Genomic DNA, 24,714 nt, shown 5'->3' with positions numbered 1-24,714 from the left:
GCGTTACTCCCAGGCTTCAGCCACAAATAGATAACCCCGCCCCCACACTGTTTTCAGGCGGGTAGGCTCATCGGAGCAATCACCGAGTTTTTTACGTAACTGCGATACACGCACATCAATCGTTCTATCCATACCATCGTAGGGGCGACCGTAAATAATATTGAATAAGTACTCACGGCTCAACACCTTGCCGGGCTGTTTGGCAAAGGTTAACAACATGTCGAACTCGTGGCTGGAAAGCGCAACAACTTCCTTACGTAAACGCACTTCACGTGAAGAAACAAAAAGGCTTAGCGCGCCAAAATGGATCTCTGTTTGCTCTTTTTCTTCCGGTTGCTGATATCGCCTAAGCAATGCTCGGATTCTCGCCAGCAGTACTCTAGGCTCCGCAGGCTTAATAACATAGTCATCGGCGCCATACTCTAAGCCCGATACTTGGTCTACATCCGAGTCTCGCGCGGTCAACATTAAAATAGGGCCATCGTAACGCGGCCTAATTTCCTTACAGATGGTTAAACCGTCCTTGCCCGGCAACATTACATCCAGAATCACTATATCCGGGTTAAGCGATTGCACGGCTCGAGGCACAGTATGACCAACATCCTCGACCACAACCTGAAAGTCATGACTTTCAAGGTAATCCTTAACAAGTTCAGCCAGCCGCTTATCGTCTTCAGCGAGTAATACCAGGCTCATTAGAAAAAGCTCCAGGGGTTTCGTCGACCACGACGGTATTTTTTAACATCTCGCATCACTTTAAACTCTGTCTGTGCCAATACGAGCAAATCAGTATCAAGATCACGCAGCTCAAATATAATGGATTCACCCGCCTCAATACCAATTTCCAATTCACCTTCCGAGACCTGCTGCCAACATTTGATCATTTCGTTGTCCGATAGCCGATACAAGCACACAGATCGTAGCTTATCTGTTTTCCAAGTAAAGCGAACAGTCTCTCGACACTCTGCCATTTGTTCCGCCAGTACGCAAATACGCGGCGCCAAATGCAATTCAGAAGACAGGCGAGCGCTCTCTTCAGCAGCAAACACGGAAGTCAAACCACTTACTAACCACAAAAACAGCACGCCAGCTGCCGAACACGAGTCATTCAACAGTGCTGAATAGCCCAAACCGGAGTGACAAACGCTATTTAAGCGTAATTTAGAAATGGTACACCCCTCCAATGTAGGCGGTTAGCACTGTGCTCTCATCCAATAAGGGACTGCGGGTGATTTCAGAAGAGAGCCAGCGATGATGAATAGTGGCCTGCCAAGACCAATTACCCCAAAGACGGCGGCGCCAGTCGACCTTAACGAAAGGCGAATAACCAGCATCCATGTGGTAAGCCAGTTCGGGGGAATCGACTTCGTGCTCTTCTACCCCGTAGTAATACTGCAACAACTGATCACTCTGCCAGGAAAAACCAGCCGAAAACTCGAGAGCCTCGTTAACCACTATAAAATTACGCGAAACAGCGGCACGAATTTCCTGCCCGTCATGCACAGACGAAACATCCTGTAACAACTGAATGCTCGCATCCCAGGAATTTTTAAAGTAGCCATATTCAAAGCCCACTAGGCCCGCTGTACTGCGTTTGTGGAGGTCGTCAATATCGATTGCAGCTTCAATCTCTGAAGCTGTTAGGTTTTCCGGATTATTCACATCATCGGTATCGAGTCGATAATCCAAATCTTCTAACGCATTGCTTGACGAGCCTGATATCGGACCCGATTCAATGACAAAGTTCCCGATATTACGTGAAGAAAAATATATTTGGTCAAAGCCGATTGTGCCAACCAAGTTCAGCTGGTGATACTCACTATCGAAAAATGTAAAACCACCCGTGTAGGTATCAAAAAAGAAGCGCTCGCCGTAATATCGAATCTCAGGCAAGATAAAAAGCGGTAGATCACTGCCGTCAATGAGGGGATTGCTACGTAAACCCACCCCCACACCAATACTGATATCCCACTCACCGACAGCAACGCAACCTGCTTGGGCGGAATCACAACCCGGCGGTGGTGTTGCCGCCTGTACAGGAGAAAAACCAGAGACAACCACAAAGCCGAGCGCCGCCATACAGACGAGAGCTGCACGGTATCGCTGGTGAATAGCTACCCATAAACTGTTTTGACAGGCTAAATACTTCAAGTAGACATTTCCAAAAGAAAATACACGAACAATCGTGAAGCAACGGTAACCTGGACAGCGTTTACGACACGACAGACGCAATTTAACAAAATTACAGCGGTAAAGAAAAATCAGGAAGGAATTACAATTCATTTGAGGGGGCAAGGCCTCTATAGCGCTTACAGTTGCGTGAAATACGCAGCTTTCATAGCATGACGCCGTTATTATAAGATGCGTGACGTGCCTAGAATGCAATGAATTGTAACCTGCACCGGCAATACTCTAAACCACTTATCCCTGCCACTCTACTCTATTTTTGCGTATGAAAATTTTAATACAACGTGTAACCCAGGCCTCTGTCAGCGTTGACGGAAGCACCTTAGGTAAGATCGACCACGGCGTGTTGGCGCTGATCGGCATACAAAAGCATGATACTGACGCCATTTTGGTGCGTATGGCCGATAAGCTTCTTGCCTACCGCATTTTCCCTGATGCAGACGGTAAGATGAACCTTAGCCTTACAGAGGTCAATGGCGGGCTGCTGGCGATCTCGCAGTTCACGCTAGCCGCCGATACGCGCAAAGGCCTACGGCCCAGTTTCTCGAGCGCATGCGCCCCACAGGAAGCGGAAATACTATTCCACCGATTTCTAGAGCTGTTACGCACCCGCCACAAGCAGGTTGAAACGGGCAGATTCGCGGCCGATATGAAAGTATCACTGCTAAATGACGGGCCAGTCACTTTCCTTTTAGAGATGTAATACAACACACCTAGACAAGGCCTATTACATCCGCCACCGGAGCGCGTAAGCTAAAATGAAATCGGCATACCTACACCTTGCTAAATGACTGTTAAGTGCGGGACACTACACCGAATTCGACCCTATTCGAAACCCATCAATAGCGAACAACTGCTTGGAGCAGGAGACCACAATATGGATTCCATATCCGCCGTTTATCTTATGTTTGGATTGATACTGCTACTTGCGAGCTGGATCCAATTACTTTTCGTTTCTTTCCGCGACGACTTTTCCTGGGGCCTAACCAGTCTGTTTGCTCCCCCTCTTTCTTATCTCTACGCATTTTTCTGCTGGGAAAAAGCACAATCTTCCATCCTCATGGCTGCCGGCGGATGGCTGCTCATACTGTTTAGTCTGTAGCGAACGAGAACATACTGAAATGAAGCTGAATTGCGACCTGGGCGAAGGTCTCGACCAAGTAGATGCCTTAGTTATGCCCCATATCCATATGGCCAACATCGCCTGTGGCGGCCATGCAGGAAGCACCGATATTATGAAGCGTTGCGTCTCTCTGGCGCTGAATTATGGTGTAAAAGTAGGCGCACACCCAGGTTATGCCGACAGGGAGAATATGGGCCGAGTATCGCTGAAACTGGAGCCCGCCCAACTGCAAGCCAGCTTCCTCGAACAGGTGAACCTATTGCAAGAGGTTTGCCAAGAAGCCGGAACTCAGCTCAGTTATATCAAACCCCACGGCGCGCTATACAATGACATGATGCGCGATCCAGAACTTCTGCAAAACATAGTCGCTATTTGCGCTGAAGCCTACCCTGCGTTACCTCTGGTTATCCAATCGTCTCTTAATAACGATGCCAATGCTGAAATCGCCCAACAATACTCACACTACTTGATGTACGAAGGTTTCGCTGATCGACGCTACAGCGATGAGGGCTTTCTTATTCCACGCAGTGAAAAATCAGCCTTGCTCGACTCACTCGAAGACATATTGGGCCAAGCAGAAAGCCTAAGCTTCAAGAACGGCCTCTACTCAGAAAATGGCTGCTGGTTACCGTTGCAGGTAGACACCCTTTGCGTGCACGGCGATACCCGCCAGGCCGCTGACGCACTGTATTCGATCAGTCAACGCCTTTACCAGGCTCAGAGTTAAGCGCTATTCAGAATGAAAGAACATACGCCTTTCGCGCTGGAAAGATTAAACGAAAACACCCTTATTATTCAGTTTACCGGCGACGATGCATCACCACCAACCGAAGCCGTGGCTCGACTCTGGGCCGTTATCGACCAACAAATAGGCCATCAGCTACGCAATGCCGTACCCGCCTCATGCTCACTGCTTCTTGAGTTTGAGCTGGAGGGCGCGCATTTAAATCAAATACTGCAACAAATTCAAGGGATTCTCGCGGGCTTCGAAAGCACCCCCCAAGAAGGGTACTTTCCCGCTAACCAGCACGTTATCCCCGTTTATTACCACCGGAGTGTCGCACCAGATCTCCACTACGTTGCCGAAAGCCATAATCTATCAATTGAAGCCGTTATCGATCTGCATACCAGCACCACCTATACCGTAGAGGCTGTTGGCTTTGTCCCCGGCTTCGCATATATGGGCAGCGTACCGCCGACCATCGCCACCCCCAGACAGGCAACACCGCGTACGCGGGTTGAAACCGGTAGCGTGGGAATCGCCGAAAACCAAACAGGTATTTACCCGCGACCCTCCCCGGGGGGCTGGAACATTATCGGTTTAACCCCCACACAGGTACTTCACCCCCTTAACCAATGTATAAACCCCGCTGACGCCTGCGTTTTTAAAACCGGTGACCGCGTGCAGTTTCGCTCTATTTCCTGCGCGGAGTTCGAGCACCTGCATGAGGAATCAGGTCAATGACACCCTCTCAGCTATCCACCACAAAAACGACAGAGGGTCGTGCACACCTCAACAAAGCCGGACCACTTACGCTTTTACAAGATCGCGGTCGGCAAGGCTCTCAAATATTGGGAATTTGTACTTCGGGCGCTGCCGACGCCTATGCCTTTGCTTGGTCGAATACTTTACTGGGTAACCAAGAAAATGCTGCGGCCCTGGAAATCAGTCTGGGGCCTTTTGAGGTAAGTTTCGACAGCTCCACAAGAATTGCTCTTTGTGGTGCAGAATGTGGGGCGACCCTAAACGGGAAAAAAATAATTCCGTGGAGTAGCCATAAGGTAAAACCGGGCGATACCCTGCGCCTGTCAATGGCCAGTTCTGGCTTGCGAATTTACTTAGCCATTGCCGGGGGGTTTTTGTGCAACCACATTTTTTCCAGCTGCGCCCAATTAAGTAACGACGGAAAAAATCTCTCGCTGCAAAACGCCGATCAACTCCACTACCAGCCTGTAGAAAACATCACCCCTTGTAGAAATGTACACTGGCAAGCTATTCCAGACTACACTACTACGCTGGAGTTAAACCTCTACCCGTGTTATCAGTTTTTACACTTTGAGAAGAACGAAATACTCAAACTACTGAGTGATGACTACCGAATCGGTGTCGACAGTAATCGTATGGGTTATAGACTAGAAGGACAAAACGTAAATTGGCACAGGAAAGGAATAGTTTCTGAAGGCATCGCTTTTGGTAGCGTACAGATCCCACCAAATGGTCAGCCGATCGTTTTACTTAACGACCGGCAAACAATTGGCGGTTATCCCAAAGTGGGGTGTATAGCTGCAGCAGATTGTTATCAGTTAGCGCAGCGCCGGCCAGGTCAAAAGGTGACCTTTAAACGCGCTAGCTTGCCCTCCGTTACGCTAACTGAAGGAAATCGGCTGTAAGTTAATGGTCATGCTCTTTAAGCCAAGCCACCAATTTTTCTGCTGGCATTGGTCGAGCAAAATAAAAGCCCTGCACCTCATCGCAATTCAATGATTTAAGAAAGCTAACCTGAGACTCTGTTTCAACGCCTTCTGCAATCACCTTCTTATTCAGTTGGCGCCCAAGGTGAACGATCAATTCTACAATTTCTCGCCCCTTGCCATCATCCAACTGTTGAACAAAAGACTGATCGATTTTCAATCGGTCTATCGGCATGCTCTGTAAGTAATGAAGCGAAGAGAAGCCTGTACCAAAGTCATCAAGTGAAATTTGAACACCCAAACTCTTTATTTCATGGAGTAAACTGCTGTTCTTGTTTACATCATCCATTGCAACCGATTCGGTCACTTCGAGATCAACTAAACGGGGGTCTACATCGGTCTCAATCAATACCCGTTTCAGCGTTTTCATCATCGCCGGGTGCTGTAATTGCGCCACAGATAAGTTCACACTCATATGAAGCTCATTCCACCCCTGTCGATTAAGCGACTGAAGCTCATTGAGGGCGGTACGTAATATCCACTCACCCAGCCGAACAATAAGTCCAGACTGCTCCGCTAGCGGAATAAATTGCCCCGGAGGCACAAACTCACCGGATTCAGCCGGCCAACGCAACAAAGCTTCTACACCTAAAACCTTACCTGATTTCAAACACAACTTAGGCTGGTAGTTGAGCGCCAGCCGCTCCATATCGAATGCTGCACGCAGTTCTTTTAACAACTCAAGACGATCTTTGGCGGTTTCTATCATGCTGCTGTCAAACAGCATGACCTGTCCACGATTTCGATTCTTGGCCATTTTAAGCACAATACTCGCATCTTTAACCGCTTCAGCCGCACCACCGTCCACGTCTTCCATACTCACCAAACCGGCGGTAACGGAAATCATTTGTTCTTCACCGGAAATATCAAACGGCGTAGTAAAAGGTACCAAAACGTTTTCGGTTTTAATGTAGGTGTTCGGGCCAAAGACGGCAAAGGTATCACCCGCTACACGGGCAACAATACAAGGCTTGGGGAAACGGTTAACCAAACGTTTTGCCACCGCTTGCAGCAAGCGGTCACCGTATTTTTGCCCCAGCGAGGCATTAATTTCAGCAAAATTATCGATATCAGCAACAGCCAACTGATAGCCTACCGAAGACTTCTGCTCCAGTGTTTGGTTCATGCGTTCGATAAGCGCATTTCGATTGGGAAGCTGCACAAGCTCATCAATATACGCGAACTGACTTAGCTGCTCTAAAAGCGTTAGATTGTCCGCACAAATAGAAATATTCGTACAAAACAGCTCGATTAAGCTCTGATCAATTTCGTCGAACTGCGTTGCACTGGCAACATAGCAACTCATGTCACCTCGAGCATCACTCCCCAAGTATAGCGCTAAGCCATTTTCGTCAAACACATTCGATTGCGTATTCAAACTGGATTCCAACAAATCCCGTGCATTAGTTTCCGTAAGATCAGACAACGGTTTATCTATCAACGAACAATACTGCCCTGCTGCCGCAATAATTTCCGGCTGACCTTCTCGGCGATTGTCATGCCTGCGTACGCATATCAAACCTTCTGGTGGCACACTGAGCAAACCGGAAAGATGTACAATCACCCCTTGGGCAAATGCATTCAAACCATTTTTACTCAGCAACTCTGCGCTGGAACGCACAATCATATCCAGGCCTTTTTTTCCGGCCTCTATCATGCGTATTTGTTTATAGGAGCGCACTGCGGTAGTCAGTGCAGCATACAGTTTGCTCTGCGTCAGTTCAGATTTGAGTTTGTAGTCGTTAATATCATAATCACGAATAACTTCAATTTCAGGCGCTTGATTTGGCTGGCCCGTACGTAAAATAATACGTGAATCCGTTACCTTCAGCTCTTCGCGTATAACCGCCACCAAATCCAGGCCAGCATTCGGTGTTTCCATAACCACATCAAGCATAATGACAGCAATATCAGAATAACTTTTTAGGATATCAATCGTCTCGCGCGCTGAATTAGCATGCAGGAATTCGATCGGGCGCCCAAGTATCCGTGTATTACGTAAAGCAAATGTGGTTGCTGTATGCACATCTTGCTCGTCGTCGGTAATCAAGATACGCCATACATTATGCTTTTTTCGCGTGGCGTCCGAATCTTTCCCCTGAGAATCATCAAGGAATTCCATCATCTCGTTGGTTTTACCCGTATCATTAGCCATGCAGTAATTTACCCTGTTCTATTTCGTCGAGTTCAACAATTGACGTTGGAGCAGTCAGTGGTATCGTTATGGTAAAACTGGTTCCTCGATTAATCTTCGACTCAACCTGAATATTTCCACCAAGCACACCCGTCACAATATTGTGCACAATATGCATACCCAACCCGTTGCCGCCTTCACCGAGTTTAGTTGTAAAAAACGGATCGAAAATTTTGGTGAGGTTTTCTTCCCTGATTCCGCAGCCATCGTCGATAACTTGGATTCGGACAGCCTGCTCTTCGCGAACCATTACAGGCTCTCCAACAATATCGATTGCACCGTATTCTCGCCCATCGAAAGCGTGAATTAATGCGTTATTCATTAAATTGGTAACAACCTGGCCGAGCGGCCCAGGGTAGCTATCCATCATTACACTACCGGGAACATCGATATGAATTTGATAAGGGGTATGCTTGAACAATGGAGACATTGTCATTTTAGTTTCAGCCAGCATATCAGCCAGCTTAAACTCACGTCGCTGGGCACTGGTGCGGTCTACCGCCACCTGCTTAAACCCACTGACCAACTCCGATGCTCGCTCGAGACTAGCAACCACAAGATGTGAACCTTCGTTCATATCATTCAGGTAATTCTCCAAATCTGTACGTGTAATCCCATCTTCAAATTGACGACGAATGTGTCGCGTCGAATCGTAGAGTGAAGAGGCAACCGTCAACCCGTTTCCTAAAGGCGTATTCAGCTCATGCGCAACACCCGCCACCAACGCACCCAGAGCGGCGAGTTTTTCCGATTGAACCAAATTACCCTGAGCTTGCTGAAGTTTATCGAGCGTGCCTTTTAACTCTTTATTCAAATCAATTAATTCAGCCGTACGCTCTTTCACACGCTCCTCCAAATTGGTGAACGACTGTTCAAGAGACCCACGCATAATTTCAAGCTGACGAGATAAACGCCCAAATTCATCATTTTTCAGGAGAGGGATGGCGGTTTTTAAGTCACCTCCGGCTATGCCCACAGCCGCCTTTTCTAGAGAAATCAAAGGCTGTACTACGCGTCGCCTCAGAAAGAAGCTCAACACACCCAGAGAAAAAATCAATTGGAATATAATGATTGTCAGTAGCAACTGCGAGTCGGCCGCGGCCCGCTGGCGAGCGGCCTTGAGACTATAAAGAAGCGCAACCGAGCCCAACCGTTCGCCTTCAAAAGAGATATCGCGGATTATCTCGAGGCTTTCTTCAGCATTGAACAACTCATCTTTTTCGTATTCGAGAAATATTTCACCGTCGACACCCTGTACAACGATACGCAGAACAGATGGGTCAATCTTAACGGTATCGAGTAGGGGTTTGCCCAGCGACGGGGCCACATTCCATAGCGGCATGGTCATGCCCGCCTGTAGTAGGTCGGCGTAACTACCGGCCGCCTCTTGGCTTTCTAGTTCAATGGTGCGCTGGTAATTCTCGTAAATAAGAAAACCACCGGTAATAACGGCTGGCGCAGCGATAGAAAGGAACACCACGACAACGAGAAACGCCTGCAAACTCGCCCTGCGGCGAGCAGCCTGTGATACCGGGGAGGTGTCTTCGATCGGAATCGAGTTTTGTTGACTTGTTATTGCCTCGTTATCCATCGGATTTCATTTTTTTCTAGTGTTGAGACCAAGCTGGGCACATAGCCCCAGATGCAATTTTTACTGCCATCACATCCAGTAACTATAGTCTATCTTGATGATGGTGGCGGCCGGTTCGATTAGCTGCAATTAAAGTGTAGCGGGGTTATGATCGCTATTACAGCTATAAATGCTAACCCGTTTACACCTTAGCGCTTTTGCCAATATCATCAACATCACAATTGTCGTCAAAAACAACAGAAAGACTCCCTAATTTGGATCTGCACAAATTTTCATTCCGAGAGACGCCATGAAGCTTAACTTGCCCTCCAACATTCGTCTGCTACTTACCTTGATTGTAACGTTACTAATTAACAGTGTCGCAATAATCGCCTACGCTGCTGAATATGCGCATACCCCCTCACCAAGAGCGGTGGAGTACGACTGGATGTCAATTGCTGACTGGAACAAACAGCACGCTGCCAATATCGCCCGAGCCAAGCAAGGTAATGTCGATCTGCTTTTCCTTGGTGACTCCATTACCCAAGGCTGGACCTGGGGCGACAACAGTAAAATCTTCGCCCAGGCTTTCGGTGCCTATACAACAGCCAATTTTGGTATAGGTGGTGACCAGACCCAGCACCTGCTTTGGCGATTACACAATGGTAAAACTGAAAAAGTCGACCCGAAAGTAACAGTGCTGATGATTGGTGTAAACAATTTCGGTCATAGCCAACATTCACCGGAAGAAGTCAGCAACGGCGTAAAAGCCAACGTCGACACAATAAAGACGTTATTCCCAAACAGTAAGATCTTATTGCTGGCGATATTCCCCTACGACGAAAAACCTACCAGCTGGAATCGGGTTGCTGTAGCCTCAGCCAACCAGCTAATCGCGCAGTTGGCCGATGATAAACACGTTTACTATTATGACCTTGGGCACCTATTCGTGAACGAACGGGGTGTGATCCCAAATAGTCTTATGGCCGATTTCCTTCACCCCACCACCGAAGGCTATAAAAAAATTGCACAAGTACTCAAACCGGCTATCGAAGAATTGATGAAATAACCATGAAAAAATTCACTTTCCGAAACGGGACAACGTACGCAGCACAAATACTGAACTATTGCCTGACCTGCTCACTAATGGCCATCACAATACCCGCGCTGTCAGATACTATGATAAATCCCTCCTCTTCCGGCACCGTTAAAACAATTTTCCCGTCAAGCGAAGGCGTTTTAACGATAGGCCGCGTACAGTCTCAAACCGATGGGGCCGTGACTTTTGGCTATCCCGGCGCAGGGGTTATATTTAAGACCAACAGCAAGCAGGTCTTTGTTCACGCACAAAGCAGCGGCGATAGCAGCTTTTTGGGTATTCGTATCGATAAGGGTAAAACACACAAAATAAAACTAGACACAAAGCTGAATAAGTACCTTATTTTTGAGCAACTCGATAATACCCCTCATAATATCGAAATCATCCACCACTCGGAAACTTGGCACGGCCTTGTTACCCTAAAAGCTTTTGTCCTGTATCAGGGAGCGTTACTCACGCAAGTCGTACCAAAGAAACGAATTCTGGTTATTGGCGATTCCGTCACCTGCGGAGAAGGAGCGGACATTATTCGTGACCAAGAGGACAATAAAAATACAAGCTGGTGGAATGCGTTTAATTCCTACGGATGGAGAACTGCCGAAGCGCTAAATGCACAAGTGCAATTGGTTTGCCACGGCGGGCGTGGCTTGATACGCAGCTGGAACGGAAAAACCGATGAGCAAAACGCACCCGACTACTATCAGCTAACCTACGGACTGCCCGACGCCCCAAAATGGAATCAAGCGCAGTACTCAGCTGATTTAATTGTTGTGTCTATCGGCACAAATGATTTCAGCCTGGGTATTGGTCCGTTGCCAACAGAACAGGCCTATGTTCCACCCTATGTGGCTTTTACTCAAACGCTGTTATCCGATCACCCAGGCGCGCATATCGTGCTGACCGATGGTGCCATAGTGAACGATTTCGACGACCCAGCGCGGCCTCAACGCTCAGTACTGCGCAACTACCTAAACAAAACCAAGACGCAAGTTGGCAGTAATCGTGTTCACGTTTTTCACGCCGGCCACTTCCCTGGTGACAGTAAAGATGCCCACCCGACAGGTCCACAACATCAACTCATGAGTGAAGAGCTTGTAGCCTTCGTGCGCAAAAATATTGCTGGCTGGTAATAGTGCTGACGGGTAGTTCAGACAATAGTAAGCGCGAGCATTTGCAGGTCTTCGCGCTTACTGCTTTTGCCCACCATCAGCTCTACCTTTCCTTGGTAGCGCCATTTTTTGAGCGCTCTGTTCAACACAATAAAATCCTCACAGATCAAATGAAATACCACTTGCGAGGATTCACCCGCAGCAACGCAAATCCGCTCAAACTTCAATAACTGCTTTGCGGGCCCGGTAACACCCGGAATCCAAAGCTGACAATAGAGCTGTACTATTTCAATCGCATCGCAATCACTGTTGTTGGTTAGTGATAGCGAAAGTTCAACAGCCTTTTCCGGTGCCGATAGGTGCTTACAGGAAAGTCGAGCCTCGCCGTATTCAATATTGCTGTAACTGATACCTTCACCGAAGGCCAGCAGTGGCGACGAGGGCAAATCAACATAGGCATCTTGGCCACCGTAGTGTGCCGATAGCCGCGCATGCCAACCGGGCGACTGATTGTAATACACCGGTAATTGACCAACATGGCGAGGAAAACTTATAGGTAAGCGACCACAAGGGTTAAAGCTACCAAACAAGCAGTCTGCAATGGCCACCCCACCCTTGGCACCAGGGTTGAAAACAACCAGTGCTGCGTCAGATTTGTCTAATACCCGGCTTACGCAATGGGGCTTACTCATTAATAAGACACTCACCAGCGGTTTACCCGAGCCCTGCAGTATTTCAAATGCCGGGTTCTGGTTACCGGGCAAATTTAAATCGGCGCGATCGTGAAACTCGCCATATTGTTTTAACGCATCCCCCGCACAGAATAGAATAACATCCGCCTCGGCCGCCTGTTGCTGTATATATTGATAATCACTTTGCTCTCTCTCGGGCCCCACAAAATCAGCACCCAGATATACAAGCTCGATACCATCGCGCTTACAGTAATCCAGAAGTGCGCGGTACAAAGTAACGGTATCGGCCCGGTGTGATGTTGTATCCTCATAGGCCGCCATACCAGGGATAAATGACCAGTCACCCAACTGATTACGCAAGCAATCTGCATTTTCACCTACCAGCAAGATGCGCCGAGTAGCACTACTCAGCGGTAACACCCCGGTATTTTTTACCAGCGTCACAGATTCCTGGGCTGCCTGCAGCGCAAGATCCCAGCGATTTTTATCGGCAAGCAGGGTTTTTCGATCGGGCGCCTTTAATTCGTCGAAAAGACCCAGCTCAAACTTCAATTTCAATATGCGCCGAACACTCTCATCAATGCGGGATTCAGCGATACGCCCTTCAGCGATTAGCTCTTTGGCTAGGTCAAAGAAGTCCGGAGTTGCCATAAAAACATCATTGCTAGCCTGCAAACATTGAAATACGGCCTCTTTTAAATCAACGGCCGCATTTTGCAAGGTAGCCATCTGCCCACAATTATTCCAATCGGTGACTACCACCCCTTGGTAACCCCACTCCTTGCGTAACACATCGTTCATTAACCAAATATTGCTAGAGCAAGGCTCGCCATTAAGGGACTGATAGCCCGCCATAAAGGTTTTACAGCCACTTTGCGCCAAGTGTTCAAAAGGTGGCAGCAGCAGGTTCCTCAGCACTCTCTCAGACACGTGTACGTCGGCGGAATCTCTGCCACCACTGGCCTCACCATAAGCGGCATAGTGCTTGGCACAAGCCGCAAGGGGGTACTCCGCCGTTTGGTAGCCCTCGCAAAGTGCCGCAGCAAAGGTGGACACCAGTAACGTGTCCTCTCCAAAGGTCTCACTTGTGCGCCCCCAGCGCGGATCGCGGCCCATGCAGAGTACCGGTGAGAACGTCCAGTGCAGATTGCTCGCACGGGCTTCGTTAGCGGTGACCTGTCCCATTTGCTTGATTAAATCGGTATTCCAGGTGCAGGCCATCGCCAACTGCACAGGAAACACCGTGGTTTGATCCTCAAGGCAGTGACCGTGAATAGCATCAATACCAAAAATCAGTGGGATTTTAAGCCGAGATCGATCTTGATTCAGGTTCTGTAGGCGCACAACCTCATCACCCACGGCATGTAAGTACGAACCTAGGTGATAACGTTCTATGTAGCTATCAAAATCACCGTCACGGGCCGCCAATTGCATCATTTGCCCCAGCTTTTCTTCCAGCGTCATTTGCGCAAGCAGCGCTTCAACTCGCACGGAAAAAGGCTCAGAGCTATCAAGGTTTTGGACTTTCATAGTTTTTTATTATCAGCTCACTAGATAGAAGGGAGTTTATTGCTCTCGGCAGTGTCGTTATAATGCTTTTAGCGCCATCCAACAGGAGTTTTTATGACCGCCCCAAACGCCGCAATGACCCTGGACAACGTTGTCCTTTACCACCGCCCCACCTGCGGCTTCTGTCGACGTGTATACCACGCGCTAGATAACATGAATTTGAAAATCAGCGGCGTCAACGTATCGCAAGATTACGACGCGCGCCTAAAACTCAGCAAAGAAGGCGGTAAATCTCAGGTGCCAGCGTTACACATTACCCATAGCAATGGTCGAGGCGAATGGCTGTACGAATCACTCGATATCATCGACTACCTCCAGCAACAGCTCAGCTAGCAAATGCCTAAAGCCCAAAGGGGTTAGAGCATTTTTACTTCTCGTTGTGGGAAAGGTATTTCAATATTTGCCTGCTGTAAGGCGGTATATATATTTTTATTAACGGCAAATTTCAGTGCAAAAAATTGTGTTGTAGGTACGCGATAGCGTATGCCAATATTTACACTGCTATCACCAAAATTATCGATGCCCACTTGAGCAATAGCATCTTCTCCTATGCCCTCTGTCTGCAATATTGCTTCCCTTATTGCGCTAACGGTGCGATCCATGTCGCTGGCATAAGCAACACCCACCTCAGCTTCAACCAACGTGTCACCACTAGAGTTATGTAAAATCTCACCCAAGACATGCTTATTGGGGATAGTAATGATCACATTGTCTTCATTTATCAGTCGGGTATAACCAAGGGTAACTTCGGTAACCACCCCACCCACATCACAGACCGAAATGGTATCACCCACCACAAACGGGCGACCGATAATAATATTGACCCCCGCACCGTAATTCGAAATTAATCCCTGAGCAGCCAAGCTTATACCAAAGGTTAAAGCTCCTATGGCAGCCACGAAGGGTGTAACGCTAATACCAAGCTTGCCCAGCGCGATAATGGTAACCATCATCACCATAATGATGCGCATGGCACTGCCAATAAATCGGCTCAGCGTCACATCTATATCACGAGATTCACACAGGCGCTGAATACCACTACCAATTTTACCGGAGATAATAAAACCAATGAAAAAAATCAGAACCGCGCCCACCAATTGAAAGCTGTAGGTCACCAAAAACTCGGTCATCAGCGTATAAATTTCATTTATTTGTTGTAATTCCTGCTCCATCGGGTTCTCCATATTCATCAGCTTAATGTATCCAGTTGTGTTTTAAGGTCGGCGACTGTATTTTGTAACTCTTCTACGATCAGCTCAAGTAACTCAACACGCTCGTTCAACTCGGCATCAACAGTCGCACCAACGGGTTCAGTCATTTGTGGTTCATTAATCGTACCGCTAGCGCCACTATTGCTCACGGACACAAGCGATTTAATCGCTGCTTCATCGCAAAAAAGGTGAGCATAGCGCGACTCTCTGCGCCCAGGCTCTCGTTCCAAGCGCACAACAAAAGGCCCACCCGATATATCCATCAGGCCACTCAGAGCGGCTTCGGTTTCCTGAACATCTTTAAACTCACAAATGCGGTTGGCGCGCGTTCGTAATTCTCCCGGTGTTTGCGGCCCCCTTAGGAACAGTAAAGATAAAATACCCGCTTGCTGCGCATTAAATTTAAAAGCGCTGAATTCTGTACCGCTAAATCGGTGTTGATACTTGGCAACCCTGCCACCAAATCTTACTTCGCTTACTAGGCTTTTTTCGGTGAGCGAGTCAATTGCTGCCTGCACGTCTGCTTCGCTCAAACTCAGCACTGGCTCTCGGTTAGTTTTTTGATTGCAACCCGTGGTTAGCCCATTTAATGAAAGCGGATACTGATCCGGTGTGGTTATCCCCTTCTCCATTAACACGCCCAAAACGCGTGTTTCGTGAATGGACAATTTCATATGCGTTACCCTTATCTATCGTATACTTGTTCAAACACCAACCATTCATTGTATCCGAACAAAAAAATGACGAAACCCATTTTCGCAAAACAACCTGTTCGCTGGGGCATCATCGGTTGCGGCGATGTGACCGAAGTAAAGAGCGGCCCCGCCTACCAATATACCAACGATTTTATTCTACAGGCAGTGATGCGTAGAAATCGTGATAAAGCCGAAGATTACGCAAAACGCCACAAAGTTGCAGACGTTTATGATTCCGCCGAGGCGCTTATCACCGCAGACAACATAGACGCGGTGTACATTGCAACCCCACCCGACAGCCATCAAGCCTATGCATTACAAGTAGCCCAGGCCGGCAAGCCCTGCTGTATCGAAAAGCCAATGGCGCCGAGCTACCAGGCCTGCGTTACAATTCAACAAGCCTTCGAGCAGCGAAACCTACCCTTGTTTGTAGCCTATTACCGCCGCACCCTACCCAGATTCCAGCAAATACATACCTGGCTAACGGACAATGCTATAGGCTCCCTCCGCCAAGTACACTGGAACCTAACCAAACCCCCGAGCCTTCAGGATGAAACGGCGCAGCCTAACTGGCGAACCGATGCCAAAGTGGCTCCCGGCGGCTACTTTGATGACCTTGCCAGCCACGGGCTGGACTTGCTCTGCTATTTGCTCGGTGACATAACGCAAATTTTTGGGCTCTCTGCCAACCAACAATCGTTGTATTCAGCTAAAGACGCCATCGTCGCCTGTTGGCGCCATAATAACGGTGTAATGGGAAGCGGTTGCTGGAACTTCGGCTGCCATGACCAGCAAGACCACGTAACAATTGAAGGCAGCGAAGGTAAAATTCGCTTCGCCGTATTTGATGACACACCCGTAATACTAGAAAACAGCGAAGGTCGCACCGAGTCATTAATTGAACACCCGCACCATGTGCAGCTTCCTCATGTGCAGGCGATGCGAGACACGCTGATTGAAGGCGCCCCTCATCCCGCTAGCGCGCGCAGTGCCGTGCATACCAGCTGGATTATGGAACAAATACTTCACCCTTAACCGTAATTTAGTTACTGGCTGCGCCAGAAAAAATAACTAACGGCAAAGGTCGTCGAAAAATAGTGGTCAGTTTCCATAAGCGGACTGTCTTGAAACACCGTTGCACCTAAATAGTCATAACGTAAATTCCAGCCCAGCCAAAATTTACCCACGCGCTTCTTCATCGACGTTTTCAAATAGGTGCCACTAAAACCAGATTCTGCAGCATAAAAGTTACGCTCAGGCGTTACATGTACGTCATCGACACCATAATAGTATTGGTGATACGCCTGCGTGGCCCATAAAGCACCCAAGTCTACTTTACCATTCCAACCACGCCACACATCGGGCTTACGGAAAGTAAACTTGGGGTTGGCGTTGTAACCAATATGCTCAATACTAGACGTATCAACCGCTAACACAGCCCGAACCGGAAAGCGGAAAACCCAGCCTTCATCCACACTCTCACCACTTAAGTTTATATTCAAAGAAGGTCCAATTTCACCCGCGGAATTCAGTTCAGGCATGCCAGCACGCGCGCTATTCCCTCCACTGCCACCATTTAGTGCGCCTTCGGCACTGAGGTTTAACTCCCAGTTATCACCTTCCAAAAAACGCCCCTTAATAGCGTCTTTATCGGCTTGAAACCTCTCCCCCCGATAGATTAAAAATGGAAATGGTAAGCTCTGAGTTTGTGCTTCGGTTGAGCCTCGATAATCTCTTAAGTGCTGAGTAGCAAAGCCAACGCCAAGCTCAATCTTAGGTAATTTTTCGGCCGATACTGTGGCCGCAGTCAATATTAATAAAAACAGTAAATAACGCATTTAATTTCCTGCGTACAGAAAAAAGCCCGCATGTGCGGGCTTTAATTTAATTAAGTAACATGCTTAGCTTACTCGGCGTCGTCAGAACCACCTTGTTCAGCAGCGTCTGGAACCGGCAACAACTCTTTAATAGAGAGCTTGATTCGCCCACGCTGGTCTATATCCAGACATTTCACATCTACTTCCTGACCTTCGCTCAGGTAGTCAGTAACATTCTGCACGCGCTCATGGGCGATTTGAGAAATGTGTACCAAACCGTCTTTACCCGGCAAGAAGTTAATAAATGCGCCGAAGTCGACAATACGTACAACTTTACCCGGATACGTCTGACCGATTTCTGCTTCCGCTGTAATTTCTTCGATACGGGTAACAGCACCGCTGAGGCTGTCGCCATCACCACCGAAGATTTTCACTGTACCATCATCGTCGATATCAATCGTCGCACCGGTTTCTTCGGTAATGGAGCGAATGGTTGCACCGCCCTTACCAATGATGTCGCGGATCTTGTCTGGATCAACTTTCATGGTGTGATACTGAGGAGCATTCTCAGACAACTTCTCACGAGGAGCAGCAATTACCGCGTTCATTTCGGTGAGGATATGCAATCGAGCATGCAAAGCTTGCTCCAGCGCTTTTTCCATAATCTCTTCAGTAATGCCTTCGATTTTGATGTCCATCTGCAAAGCAGTTACACCATTGGCAGTACCGGCCACTTTAAAGTCCATATCACCAAGATGATCTTCATCACCCAAGATATCGGTTAAAATAGCAAAGCCGTTTTCCTCTTTAACAAGGCCCATGGCAATACCCGCCACTGGCGCTTTAAGTGGAACACCCGCATCCATCAACGCCAAACTAGAACCACACACAGAGGCCATAGAACTAGAGCCATTGGATTCTGTGATTTCACTAACAACACGCATGGTGTAAGGGAAATCCTCTGCCTTTGGCAGCATTGCGCCAATACCACGTCGAGCCAAACGGCCGTGACCAATTTCACGACGATTAGTAGCCCCCATACGACCGCACTCACCTACAGAGTAGGGAGGGAAGTTGTAATGCAGCATAAAGTTGTCTTTACGCTCACCTTCCAATGCATCAATAATTTGTGCATCACGTGCAGAACCAAGGGTAGAAACGACCAAAGCCTGGGTTTCTCCACGGGTAAACAGCGCAGAGCCGTGAACCTTAGGCAGAACACCTACTTCAATATGTAACGGACGTACAGTTTTGCTGTCGCGGCCGTCAATTCGCGGCTCACCGGCAACAACACGGGTACGTACGATGTGCTTTTCAAGCTTGGCGAACAGCTTTTTAACATCGTCTGCGTCGATACCAGCATCTTCACTGACCAATTCCTGAATGGCTTGAGACCGCAACTCGGACAAACGATCGTAACGCTTGGTCTTATCAGTAATACGGTAAGCAACGCCAATAGAATCTTCAAATCCACTAGCAACGGCAGCCTGTAATTCTTCGTTAATAGCTGGCGCTTCCCACACCCACTTTTCTTTACCCGCGTCACGAACCAACTCTTCAACAGCCTGAACAACAGCCTGCATTTCCTGGTGGGCGTAAAGTACGGCACCCAACATAATATCTTCTGGCAGTTCATTCGCTTCAGATTCAACCATCAGCACAGCATCTTTGGTGCCGGCGACAACCATATTCAATTCAGATTCGGCCAACGCAGAGTATGTTGGGTTAAGGATATAACCTTCAGTCTGGCTGTAGCCAACACGTGCGGCGCCAATTGGGCCACTGAATGGAATTCCGGAAATCGACAACGCGGCGGAAGTACCAATCATCGCAACAATATCAGGGTCTACATTTTTTTCAGCAGACACAACGGTACAGACAACCTGCACCTCATTCAGAAAACCATTCGGGAATAATGGACGGATCGGTCGATCAGTCAGTCGTGAAGTTAGGGTTTCTTTTTCGGAAGGGCGAGCTTCACGCTTGAAGAAGCCACCGGGAATTTTACCCGCAGAATAGGCTTTCTCTTGGTAGTGAACAGACAAAGGGAAAAAGTCTTGTCCTGGCTTAGCTTGTTTGGCGCCAACTACCGTACACAACACACTGGTGTCGCCCATACTGACCAATACTGCACCCGTCGCCTGGCGAGCAACACGGCCCGTTTCCAGAGTGATGGTATCTTTACCATATTGGAATTTTTTAATAATCGGATTCATTGCTTATCCTTAGTGTTTGAAGCGCCCCATTGCGCTTTCGTTTTCAATTACTCATTTACCTTCAAATACGGAAAACAAACCATACGGTGCTTTCCGATTCCTGCTGTCCACCGAATACAATCGGCACACAGCGAAATACTTTTAGGAAACGTTCTATTTTGGAACCGCGAGGCCCCCTTGAGAATGAGCCAAATTAGACTGGCAGTACAATAAAAAGTGCCCGCACACGGCGGGCACTTTTTAACTTAACGCTTAGCGGCGCAGACCCAGCTTTTGGATCAAGGCAGCGTAACGATTAACATCCTTGCCTTTGAGGTAGTCCAGCAGCTTACGACGCTGGTTTACCATACGGATCAATCCGCGGCGAGAGTGGTGATCCTGCTTGTGACCGGCAAAATGGCCCTGCAGCTTGTTAATGTTAGCGGTAAGCAGAGCAACCTGAACTTCTGGCGAACCGGTATCGGTTGCAGAGGTTTGATGATCTTTAACGATTGCGTCTTTTTCTTGAGCACTGAGTGCCATAATATTTTCCTCATTACTATGAATATGCTAAAACAACCCAGCTAGGGCTGCCGTTATCCGGCCCACCCGTGCATATTTACAGGAGGGTCAGTTGTACCCGAAAGTACAATCCTTTTTCAATATTCAGTTATTGCGCGACAAGGCGACTTGGGGTGATCCGACTATCATCGGTAATTTCACCAACGCCTAAAAATTCACCAGAATGCTGAAAAACGCGCACTTTATCACCTTCGTCACCCAACTGATAGACCTGATTGTTGGTCACCGCCTGACCACGAAGGAAATAAAAGCCACTGTGCTCATCCAGCGTCAACCGAGGCATATCCGCTACTGGCGCATCAGTACTTAAAAGGTGGTGGTCCAACACTTCCGCCAAACCTTCCCCGCGTTCGGCTTCAAGTTCGTCGAGCGTTACCATTTGCTCTTCGCGAAAAGGGCCGGCGACTATACGGCGCAGCGTAGCTACATGCCCACCCACCTCTAAGTCGCGGCCAATATCTTCAGCAAGACTGCGAATATAGGTGCCTTTACTGCACTCGACTCGGACATCCGCTTCAGCAAACTCTCCGGCGCGAAATTCAAGTAATTCAAAGCTATAGATGGTGAGAGGCCGGGCTTCGCGCTCCACCTCTATACCTTGCCTCGCCAACTCATATAGAGGGCGTCCATCACGCTTAAGCGCAGAATACATAGGAGGGATCTGTTCGATATCACCGCGGTAGCGATCGATCGCTTTTTCTAAAGCTCGCTCAGTTAGCTTACTGGCATCCGATTGGAAAACAACCTCTCCATCCGCATCCGCGGTTGCAGTTTGGAGGCCAAAACGAAATGTCGCCAAATAGGCTTTATCTGAATCAAGAAGATACTGAGAAAATTTGGTTGCTTCGCCAAAGCACAAAGGTAGAACCCCCGTAGCTAATGGGTCCAAGGCACCCGTATGCCCCGCTTTATTAGCAAAAAACAGGCGCTTTGCGCGCTGCACAACATCATTAGAGGTAACACCAGCTGGTTTATCTACAACAAGAACGCCACTGACTGGGCGCCCAAACTTTCGCCTGCGTCCCAACGATCAACCCTCTTCGCTGTTGTTTTCTTCGGAATGGTGAGAGAGGTCTTCAGCAACCGCTCGATCGATAAGACTAGAAAGTACCTGCCCACGAATGGCCGTTGCATCATAGTAGAACAAGATTTTGGGCGTAGCGCGCAACGTCAAGTCTTTGGATACGAGTGTTCGCAGATAGCCAGCCGCTTTATTTAAGATGGCAACAGAGGCTTCGGCTTCAGCATCAGACTCCGCACCAACAACAGTCACGTAAACCTTGGCAATTGCCAAGTCTCGGGTCACGACCACCGAGTTAATATTAACCATACCCACACGAGGGTCGCCAATTTCTGTACGAATGAAATTGGCCAAGCTACGCTGCATTGCATCCGCAACCCGGTCTGAACGTTTAAATTCTCTAGGCATTAGTGTTTTTCGCCCTTACCAGTAACACCGGGTGCTTATAGCTCCCGGGCTACTTCTTTAACGTCGAAGACCTCAATCTGATCACCGACTTTTACATCATAGTTTTTAACACCGATACCGCACTCGGTACCGTTGCGCACGTCATTCACATCATCCTTAAAACGACGTAACGACTCCAGCTCACCTTCGTAGATAACAACGTTTTCACGTAGTACACGTATGGGCTTGCTACGATACACAGTACCTTCCACAACCATACAGCCAGCTACCTGGCCGAACTTTGGCGAGCGGAAAACATCGCGGACTTCGGCGATACCTATAATCTCTTCTACACGCTCCGGATCAAGCATGCCAGACAGTGCGGATTTCACTTCATCAATTAATTGATAAATAATACTGTAGTAGCGAATTTCGGCAGATTCAGCTTCGGCCAATCGCCGAGCAGTAGTATCGGCACGCACGTTAAAACCAATAACAATCGCTCCAGACGTAAGCGCGAGGTTCACGTCATTTTCGGTAATTCCGCCAACACCGCCACCAATAAGGTTCACTTGAACCTCTTCATTACCCATATCAAGTAATGCTGCCTGAATGGCCTCAAGCGAACCACGCACATCGGTTTTAAGCACAATAGGAAGAACTTTCTTCTCATTTGCACCCATACCAGAGAACATATTCTCCAGTTTCGCAGCCTGCTGACGCTGTAGCTTTTCGCTACGTTCTTTTTCGGAGCGGAATTCAGAAACTTCACGCGCTTTGCGTTCGTCTGGAACCACCAAGAATTCATCACCCGCTTCAGGTGGCGAATCCAATCCTAAAAGCTCGACCGGCGTAGAAGGGCCGGCGGTTTTAATGGACGCTCCAAATTCGTCGGTCATCGCTCGTACGCGACCAAAACTTTGGCCAGCCAATAGAATATCACCACCCTTTAATTCACCGGCCTGAACTAGAACAGTAGCAACAACACCGCGACCTTTGTCCATACGAGATTCAATAACAACACCGCGAGCAGGTACATCGGAGGGTGCCTTCAATTCCAACAGCTCCGCCTGCAAGGCTACAGCCTCAAGCAGGGCTTCTATACCTTCACCCGTGTGAGCGGAAACAGGAATAAACTGCGTATCACCACCCCAGTCTTCAGGAATAACATCCTTAGCGGACAACTCGTTCTTTACTCGATCAGGGTCGGCCGCCTCTTTATCCATCTTATTGATTGCCACAACAATCGGAACGCCAGCGGCACGTGCGTGCTGAACGGCTTCTTCCGTTTGCGGCATGACACCGTCGTCAGCTGCCACAACGAGAATAACAACGTCTGTACACTGAGCTCCACGAGCACGCATGGCGGTAAACGCGGCGTGGCCTGGAGTATCTAAAAATGCAAGTTCGCCATGGCTGGTACCCACTCGGTAAGCACCGATATGTTGGGTAATACCACCGGCTTCGCCTGAGGCAACTTTAGATTTGCGAATATAATCAAGTAGCGATGTTTTACCGTGGTCAACGTGACCCATTACAGTAACAACAGGCGCACGGCTAACCAGAACTGCACCTTCGTCAGACGTGACTTCGTTGCGCAGCTTTACTTCAACTTCGTTGCCGCTAACCAAAATTGCGTTGTGCCCAAGCTCCTCAACAACCAACTGCGCGGTTTCTTGCTCGAGTGGCTGATTTATTGTTGCCATAGTTCCCAGCTTCATCAGCTGCTTAACAACTTCACCCGCTTTCACATTCATACGCTGAGCGAGGCCTGAAACAGTAATGTCTTCAGGTATCTCAACGTCATAGGTCAATTTACCCGTGGGCCGCTTAAAGCCATGACGGTTTTGAACTTTAATAACAGGGCGAATAGATGCTCGAGCCGACGAACCTCCACGAGATTTTTTCGGCTTGGCGGAGTGGATAACTTCTTCAATTTCTTCTTTATCTTCAACGTAATCAAGAACCGACGACGCTTTTTTAGGTGCGGCCACTTTTTTGACTGCTTTACCCGCTTTTTTGTTGTGTTTGGACTTTGCGTCTTCGTCAAATCCAGCTTCGGTCTCTTTAGCCTTCGGCTTTTTACCGTGGCCATGTTTACGCTCATCAGCGGAGGTATTATCTTCGCCGGCTACCGGAGGAGTCACCTTAGCTTGAGCCTGTGCTTCAGCTTCAGCTTTGCGCTTATCGCCGGCATCTTTACGCGCCAAGTCTTCAGCTTCGGTAGCTTTGCGACGGGCTTGAGTGGCCTTTTGACGCAGCATTTCAGCATCGTCCACAAAGGAAGGTGTTGCCGCTTCCTCTACAACGGCTGATGCGCTCTCTACATCGACAGATGCCTCAACGGGCGCAGCTTCTGCTACGGGTGCAATGTCAGGTGTTTCAACTTCTGGCGCGGCGACAAGTTCTTCAACGGGTTCCACGACCTCTTCAACTGCCTCTACAACTTCTTCAGCATCGTCCAAAACATCACGTTTTACGTAAGTACGCTTCTTGCGCACCTCTACATTTACGGTTTTCTTAGAGCTACCGGAGCCCGTTTTGAGGGTACTCGTAGTTTTACGCTTTAAGGTGATCTTTTTCGGTGCCGCAGCCGACTCTCCATGACTGGATTTTAGAAAAGCCAGAAGTGTCTGCTTTTCTTCATCAGACACCATGTCGTCTGAATTCTGGTGTGAAAGCCCAGCCTGTTTCATCTGGCTTAAGATGCGATCAACAGAAGCCCCTACAGACTTGGCGAGTTCACTTACAGTTACTTCAGCCATAGATTTGTCTCAGTCCCGTATTAAAT

The 24,714-nt window shown here is 48.4% G+C and carries 23 protein-coding genes; 9 read left to right on the top strand and 14 right to left on the bottom strand.

Features of this window, described 5'->3' with window-relative positions:
* Positions 1-3: 3 nt before the first annotated feature.
* The 3 genes from H5336_RS17315 to H5336_RS17305 form a co-directional block, all read right to left on the bottom strand.
* Positions 4-696, bottom strand: coding sequence for a response regulator (locus H5336_RS17315; protein WP_185235474.1), 693 nt, complete (start codon positions 694-696; stop codon positions 4-6).
* Positions 696-1,049: a DUF3019 domain-containing protein gene (locus tag H5336_RS17310; protein ID WP_313557764.1), complete on the bottom strand. Its 354-nt coding sequence runs from the start codon at positions 1,047-1,049 to the stop codon at positions 696-698. Before H5336_RS17310 ends, H5336_RS17315 begins: the two co-directional genes overlap by 1 nt.
* Positions 1,050-1,161: 112 nt before the next feature.
* Positions 1,162-2,079, bottom strand: a complete 918-nt coding sequence (locus H5336_RS17305; protein WP_221628084.1) for a MipA/OmpV family protein — start codon at positions 2,077-2,079, stop codon at positions 1,162-1,164.
* A 373-nt stretch (positions 2,080-2,452) separates the two neighbouring features.
* Between H5336_RS17305 and dtd the strand changes: the two genes are divergently transcribed.
* The 5 genes from dtd (at position 2,453) to H5336_RS17280 (ending at position 5,701) form a co-directional block, all read left to right on the top strand.
* The gene (dtd, locus tag H5336_RS17300; RefSeq protein WP_185235472.1) at positions 2,453-2,890 is read left to right on the top strand and encodes a D-aminoacyl-tRNA deacylase; all 438 of its coding nucleotides are present in this window, start codon (positions 2,453-2,455) and stop codon (positions 2,888-2,890) included.
* 174 nt (positions 2,891-3,064) lie between these two features.
* The gene (locus tag H5336_RS17295; RefSeq protein ID WP_185235471.1) at positions 3,065-3,289 is read left to right on the top strand and encodes a hypothetical protein; all 225 of its coding nucleotides are present in this window, start codon (positions 3,065-3,067) and stop codon (positions 3,287-3,289) included.
* A 19-nt stretch (positions 3,290-3,308) separates the two neighbouring features.
* On the top strand, positions 3,309-4,037 hold the full coding sequence (gene pxpA, locus H5336_RS17290) for a 5-oxoprolinase subunit PxpA (RefSeq protein ID WP_185235470.1): 729 nt from the start codon (positions 3,309-3,311) through the stop codon (positions 4,035-4,037).
* A gap of 12 nt (positions 4,038-4,049) precedes the next feature.
* Complete coding sequence (locus tag H5336_RS17285) at positions 4,050-4,775, top strand: 5-oxoprolinase subunit B family protein (protein ID WP_185235469.1); 726 nt, start codon at positions 4,050-4,052, stop codon at positions 4,773-4,775.
* A complete protein-coding gene (locus tag H5336_RS17280) occupies positions 4,772-5,701 on the top strand; it encodes a 5-oxoprolinase subunit C family protein (RefSeq protein ID WP_185235468.1) in 930 nt (309 codons plus the stop codon). The genes H5336_RS17285 and H5336_RS17280 overlap by 4 nt, the downstream gene beginning before the upstream one ends.
* A 1-nt stretch (position 5,702) precedes the next feature.
* Here H5336_RS17280 and H5336_RS17275 read toward each other — a convergent pair whose 3' ends face one another.
* Positions 5,703-7,937: a bifunctional diguanylate cyclase/phosphodiesterase gene (locus tag H5336_RS17275; RefSeq protein ID WP_185235467.1), complete on the bottom strand. Its 2,235-nt coding sequence runs from the start codon at positions 7,935-7,937 to the stop codon at positions 5,703-5,705.
* The gene (locus H5336_RS17270; protein WP_185235466.1) at positions 7,930-9,567 is read right to left on the bottom strand and encodes a sensor histidine kinase; all 1,638 of its coding nucleotides are present in this window, start codon (positions 9,565-9,567) and stop codon (positions 7,930-7,932) included. The genes H5336_RS17275 and H5336_RS17270 overlap by 8 nt, the downstream gene beginning before the upstream one ends.
* Positions 9,568-9,856: 289 nt before the next feature.
* Between H5336_RS17270 and H5336_RS17265 the strand changes: the two genes are divergently transcribed.
* On the top strand, positions 9,857-10,615 hold the full coding sequence (locus tag H5336_RS17265; protein WP_185235465.1) for a GDSL-type esterase/lipase family protein: 759 nt from the start codon (positions 9,857-9,859) through the stop codon (positions 10,613-10,615).
* 2 nt (positions 10,616-10,617) lie between these two features.
* On the top strand, positions 10,618-11,775 hold the full coding sequence (locus H5336_RS17260) for a GDSL-type esterase/lipase family protein (protein WP_185235464.1): 1,158 nt from the start codon (positions 10,618-10,620) through the stop codon (positions 11,773-11,775).
* A 17-nt stretch (positions 11,776-11,792) separates the two neighbouring features.
* On the opposite strand, the gene H5336_RS17255 is transcribed toward H5336_RS17260, so the two are convergent.
* On the bottom strand, positions 11,793-13,976 hold the full coding sequence (locus tag H5336_RS17255; RefSeq protein WP_185235463.1) for a beta-glucosidase family protein: 2,184 nt from the start codon (positions 13,974-13,976) through the stop codon (positions 11,793-11,795).
* A 93-nt stretch (positions 13,977-14,069) separates the two neighbouring features.
* Between H5336_RS17255 and H5336_RS17250 the strand changes: the two genes are divergently transcribed.
* A complete protein-coding gene (locus H5336_RS17250; RefSeq protein ID WP_185235462.1) occupies positions 14,070-14,348 on the top strand; it encodes a glutaredoxin family protein in 279 nt (92 codons plus the stop codon).
* 23 nt (positions 14,349-14,371) lie between these two features.
* Here the strand turns inward: H5336_RS17250 and H5336_RS17245 are convergent, their stop codons facing one another.
* Complete coding sequence (locus H5336_RS17245; RefSeq protein WP_246439123.1) at positions 14,372-15,205, bottom strand: mechanosensitive ion channel family protein; 834 nt, start codon at positions 15,203-15,205, stop codon at positions 14,372-14,374.
* Positions 15,205-15,900 carry a YceH family protein gene (locus H5336_RS17240; RefSeq protein WP_185235461.1) on the bottom strand — a complete coding sequence of 232 codons (696 nt, stop codon included), beginning with the start codon at positions 15,898-15,900 and terminating at the stop codon, positions 15,205-15,207. The genes H5336_RS17245 and H5336_RS17240 overlap by 1 nt, the downstream gene beginning before the upstream one ends.
* Before the next feature lie 66 nt (positions 15,901-15,966).
* On the opposite strand from H5336_RS17240, the gene H5336_RS17235 reads away from it, so the two are divergent.
* Positions 15,967-16,956: a Gfo/Idh/MocA family protein gene (locus H5336_RS17235; protein ID WP_185235460.1), complete on the top strand. Its 990-nt coding sequence runs from the start codon at positions 15,967-15,969 to the stop codon at positions 16,954-16,956.
* An 11-nt stretch (positions 16,957-16,967) separates the two neighbouring features.
* Here H5336_RS17235 and H5336_RS17230 read toward each other — a convergent pair whose 3' ends face one another.
* From H5336_RS17230 to infB, 6 genes are all read right to left on the bottom strand, one after another.
* Positions 16,968-17,759, bottom strand: a complete 792-nt coding sequence (locus tag H5336_RS17230; protein WP_185235459.1) for a MipA/OmpV family protein — start codon at positions 17,757-17,759, stop codon at positions 16,968-16,970.
* Between the two features lie 68 nt (positions 17,760-17,827).
* A complete protein-coding gene (gene pnp, locus H5336_RS17225) occupies positions 17,828-19,954 on the bottom strand; it encodes a polyribonucleotide nucleotidyltransferase (RefSeq protein ID WP_185235458.1) in 2,127 nt (708 codons plus the stop codon).
* Between the two features lie 252 nt (positions 19,955-20,206).
* Complete coding sequence (rpsO, locus tag H5336_RS17220) at positions 20,207-20,476, bottom strand: 30S ribosomal protein S15 (RefSeq protein WP_185235457.1); 270 nt, start codon at positions 20,474-20,476, stop codon at positions 20,207-20,209.
* A 127-nt stretch (positions 20,477-20,603) separates the two neighbouring features.
* A complete protein-coding gene (gene truB / locus H5336_RS17215; RefSeq protein WP_185235456.1) occupies positions 20,604-21,542 on the bottom strand; it encodes a tRNA pseudouridine(55) synthase TruB in 939 nt (312 codons plus the stop codon).
* 3 nt (positions 21,543-21,545) lie between these two features.
* Positions 21,546-21,944: a 30S ribosome-binding factor RbfA gene (gene rbfA / locus H5336_RS17210; RefSeq protein ID WP_185235455.1), complete on the bottom strand. Its 399-nt coding sequence runs from the start codon at positions 21,942-21,944 to the stop codon at positions 21,546-21,548.
* Between the two features lie 35 nt (positions 21,945-21,979).
* Complete coding sequence (infB, locus tag H5336_RS17205) at positions 21,980-24,688, bottom strand: translation initiation factor IF-2 (RefSeq protein WP_185235454.1); 2,709 nt, start codon at positions 24,686-24,688, stop codon at positions 21,980-21,982.
* Positions 24,689-24,714 lie beyond the last annotated feature (26 nt).

Origin of the sequence: Teredinibacter franksiae, assembly GCF_014218805.1 — a bacterium.
In the GTDB taxonomy this organism is placed as follows: Bacteria; Pseudomonadota; Gammaproteobacteria; order Pseudomonadales; family Cellvibrionaceae; genus Teredinibacter; species Teredinibacter franksiae.
The sequence above is the reverse complement of the archived record's forward strand: the minus strand, read 5'-3'. Positions and strand labels throughout refer to the sequence as shown.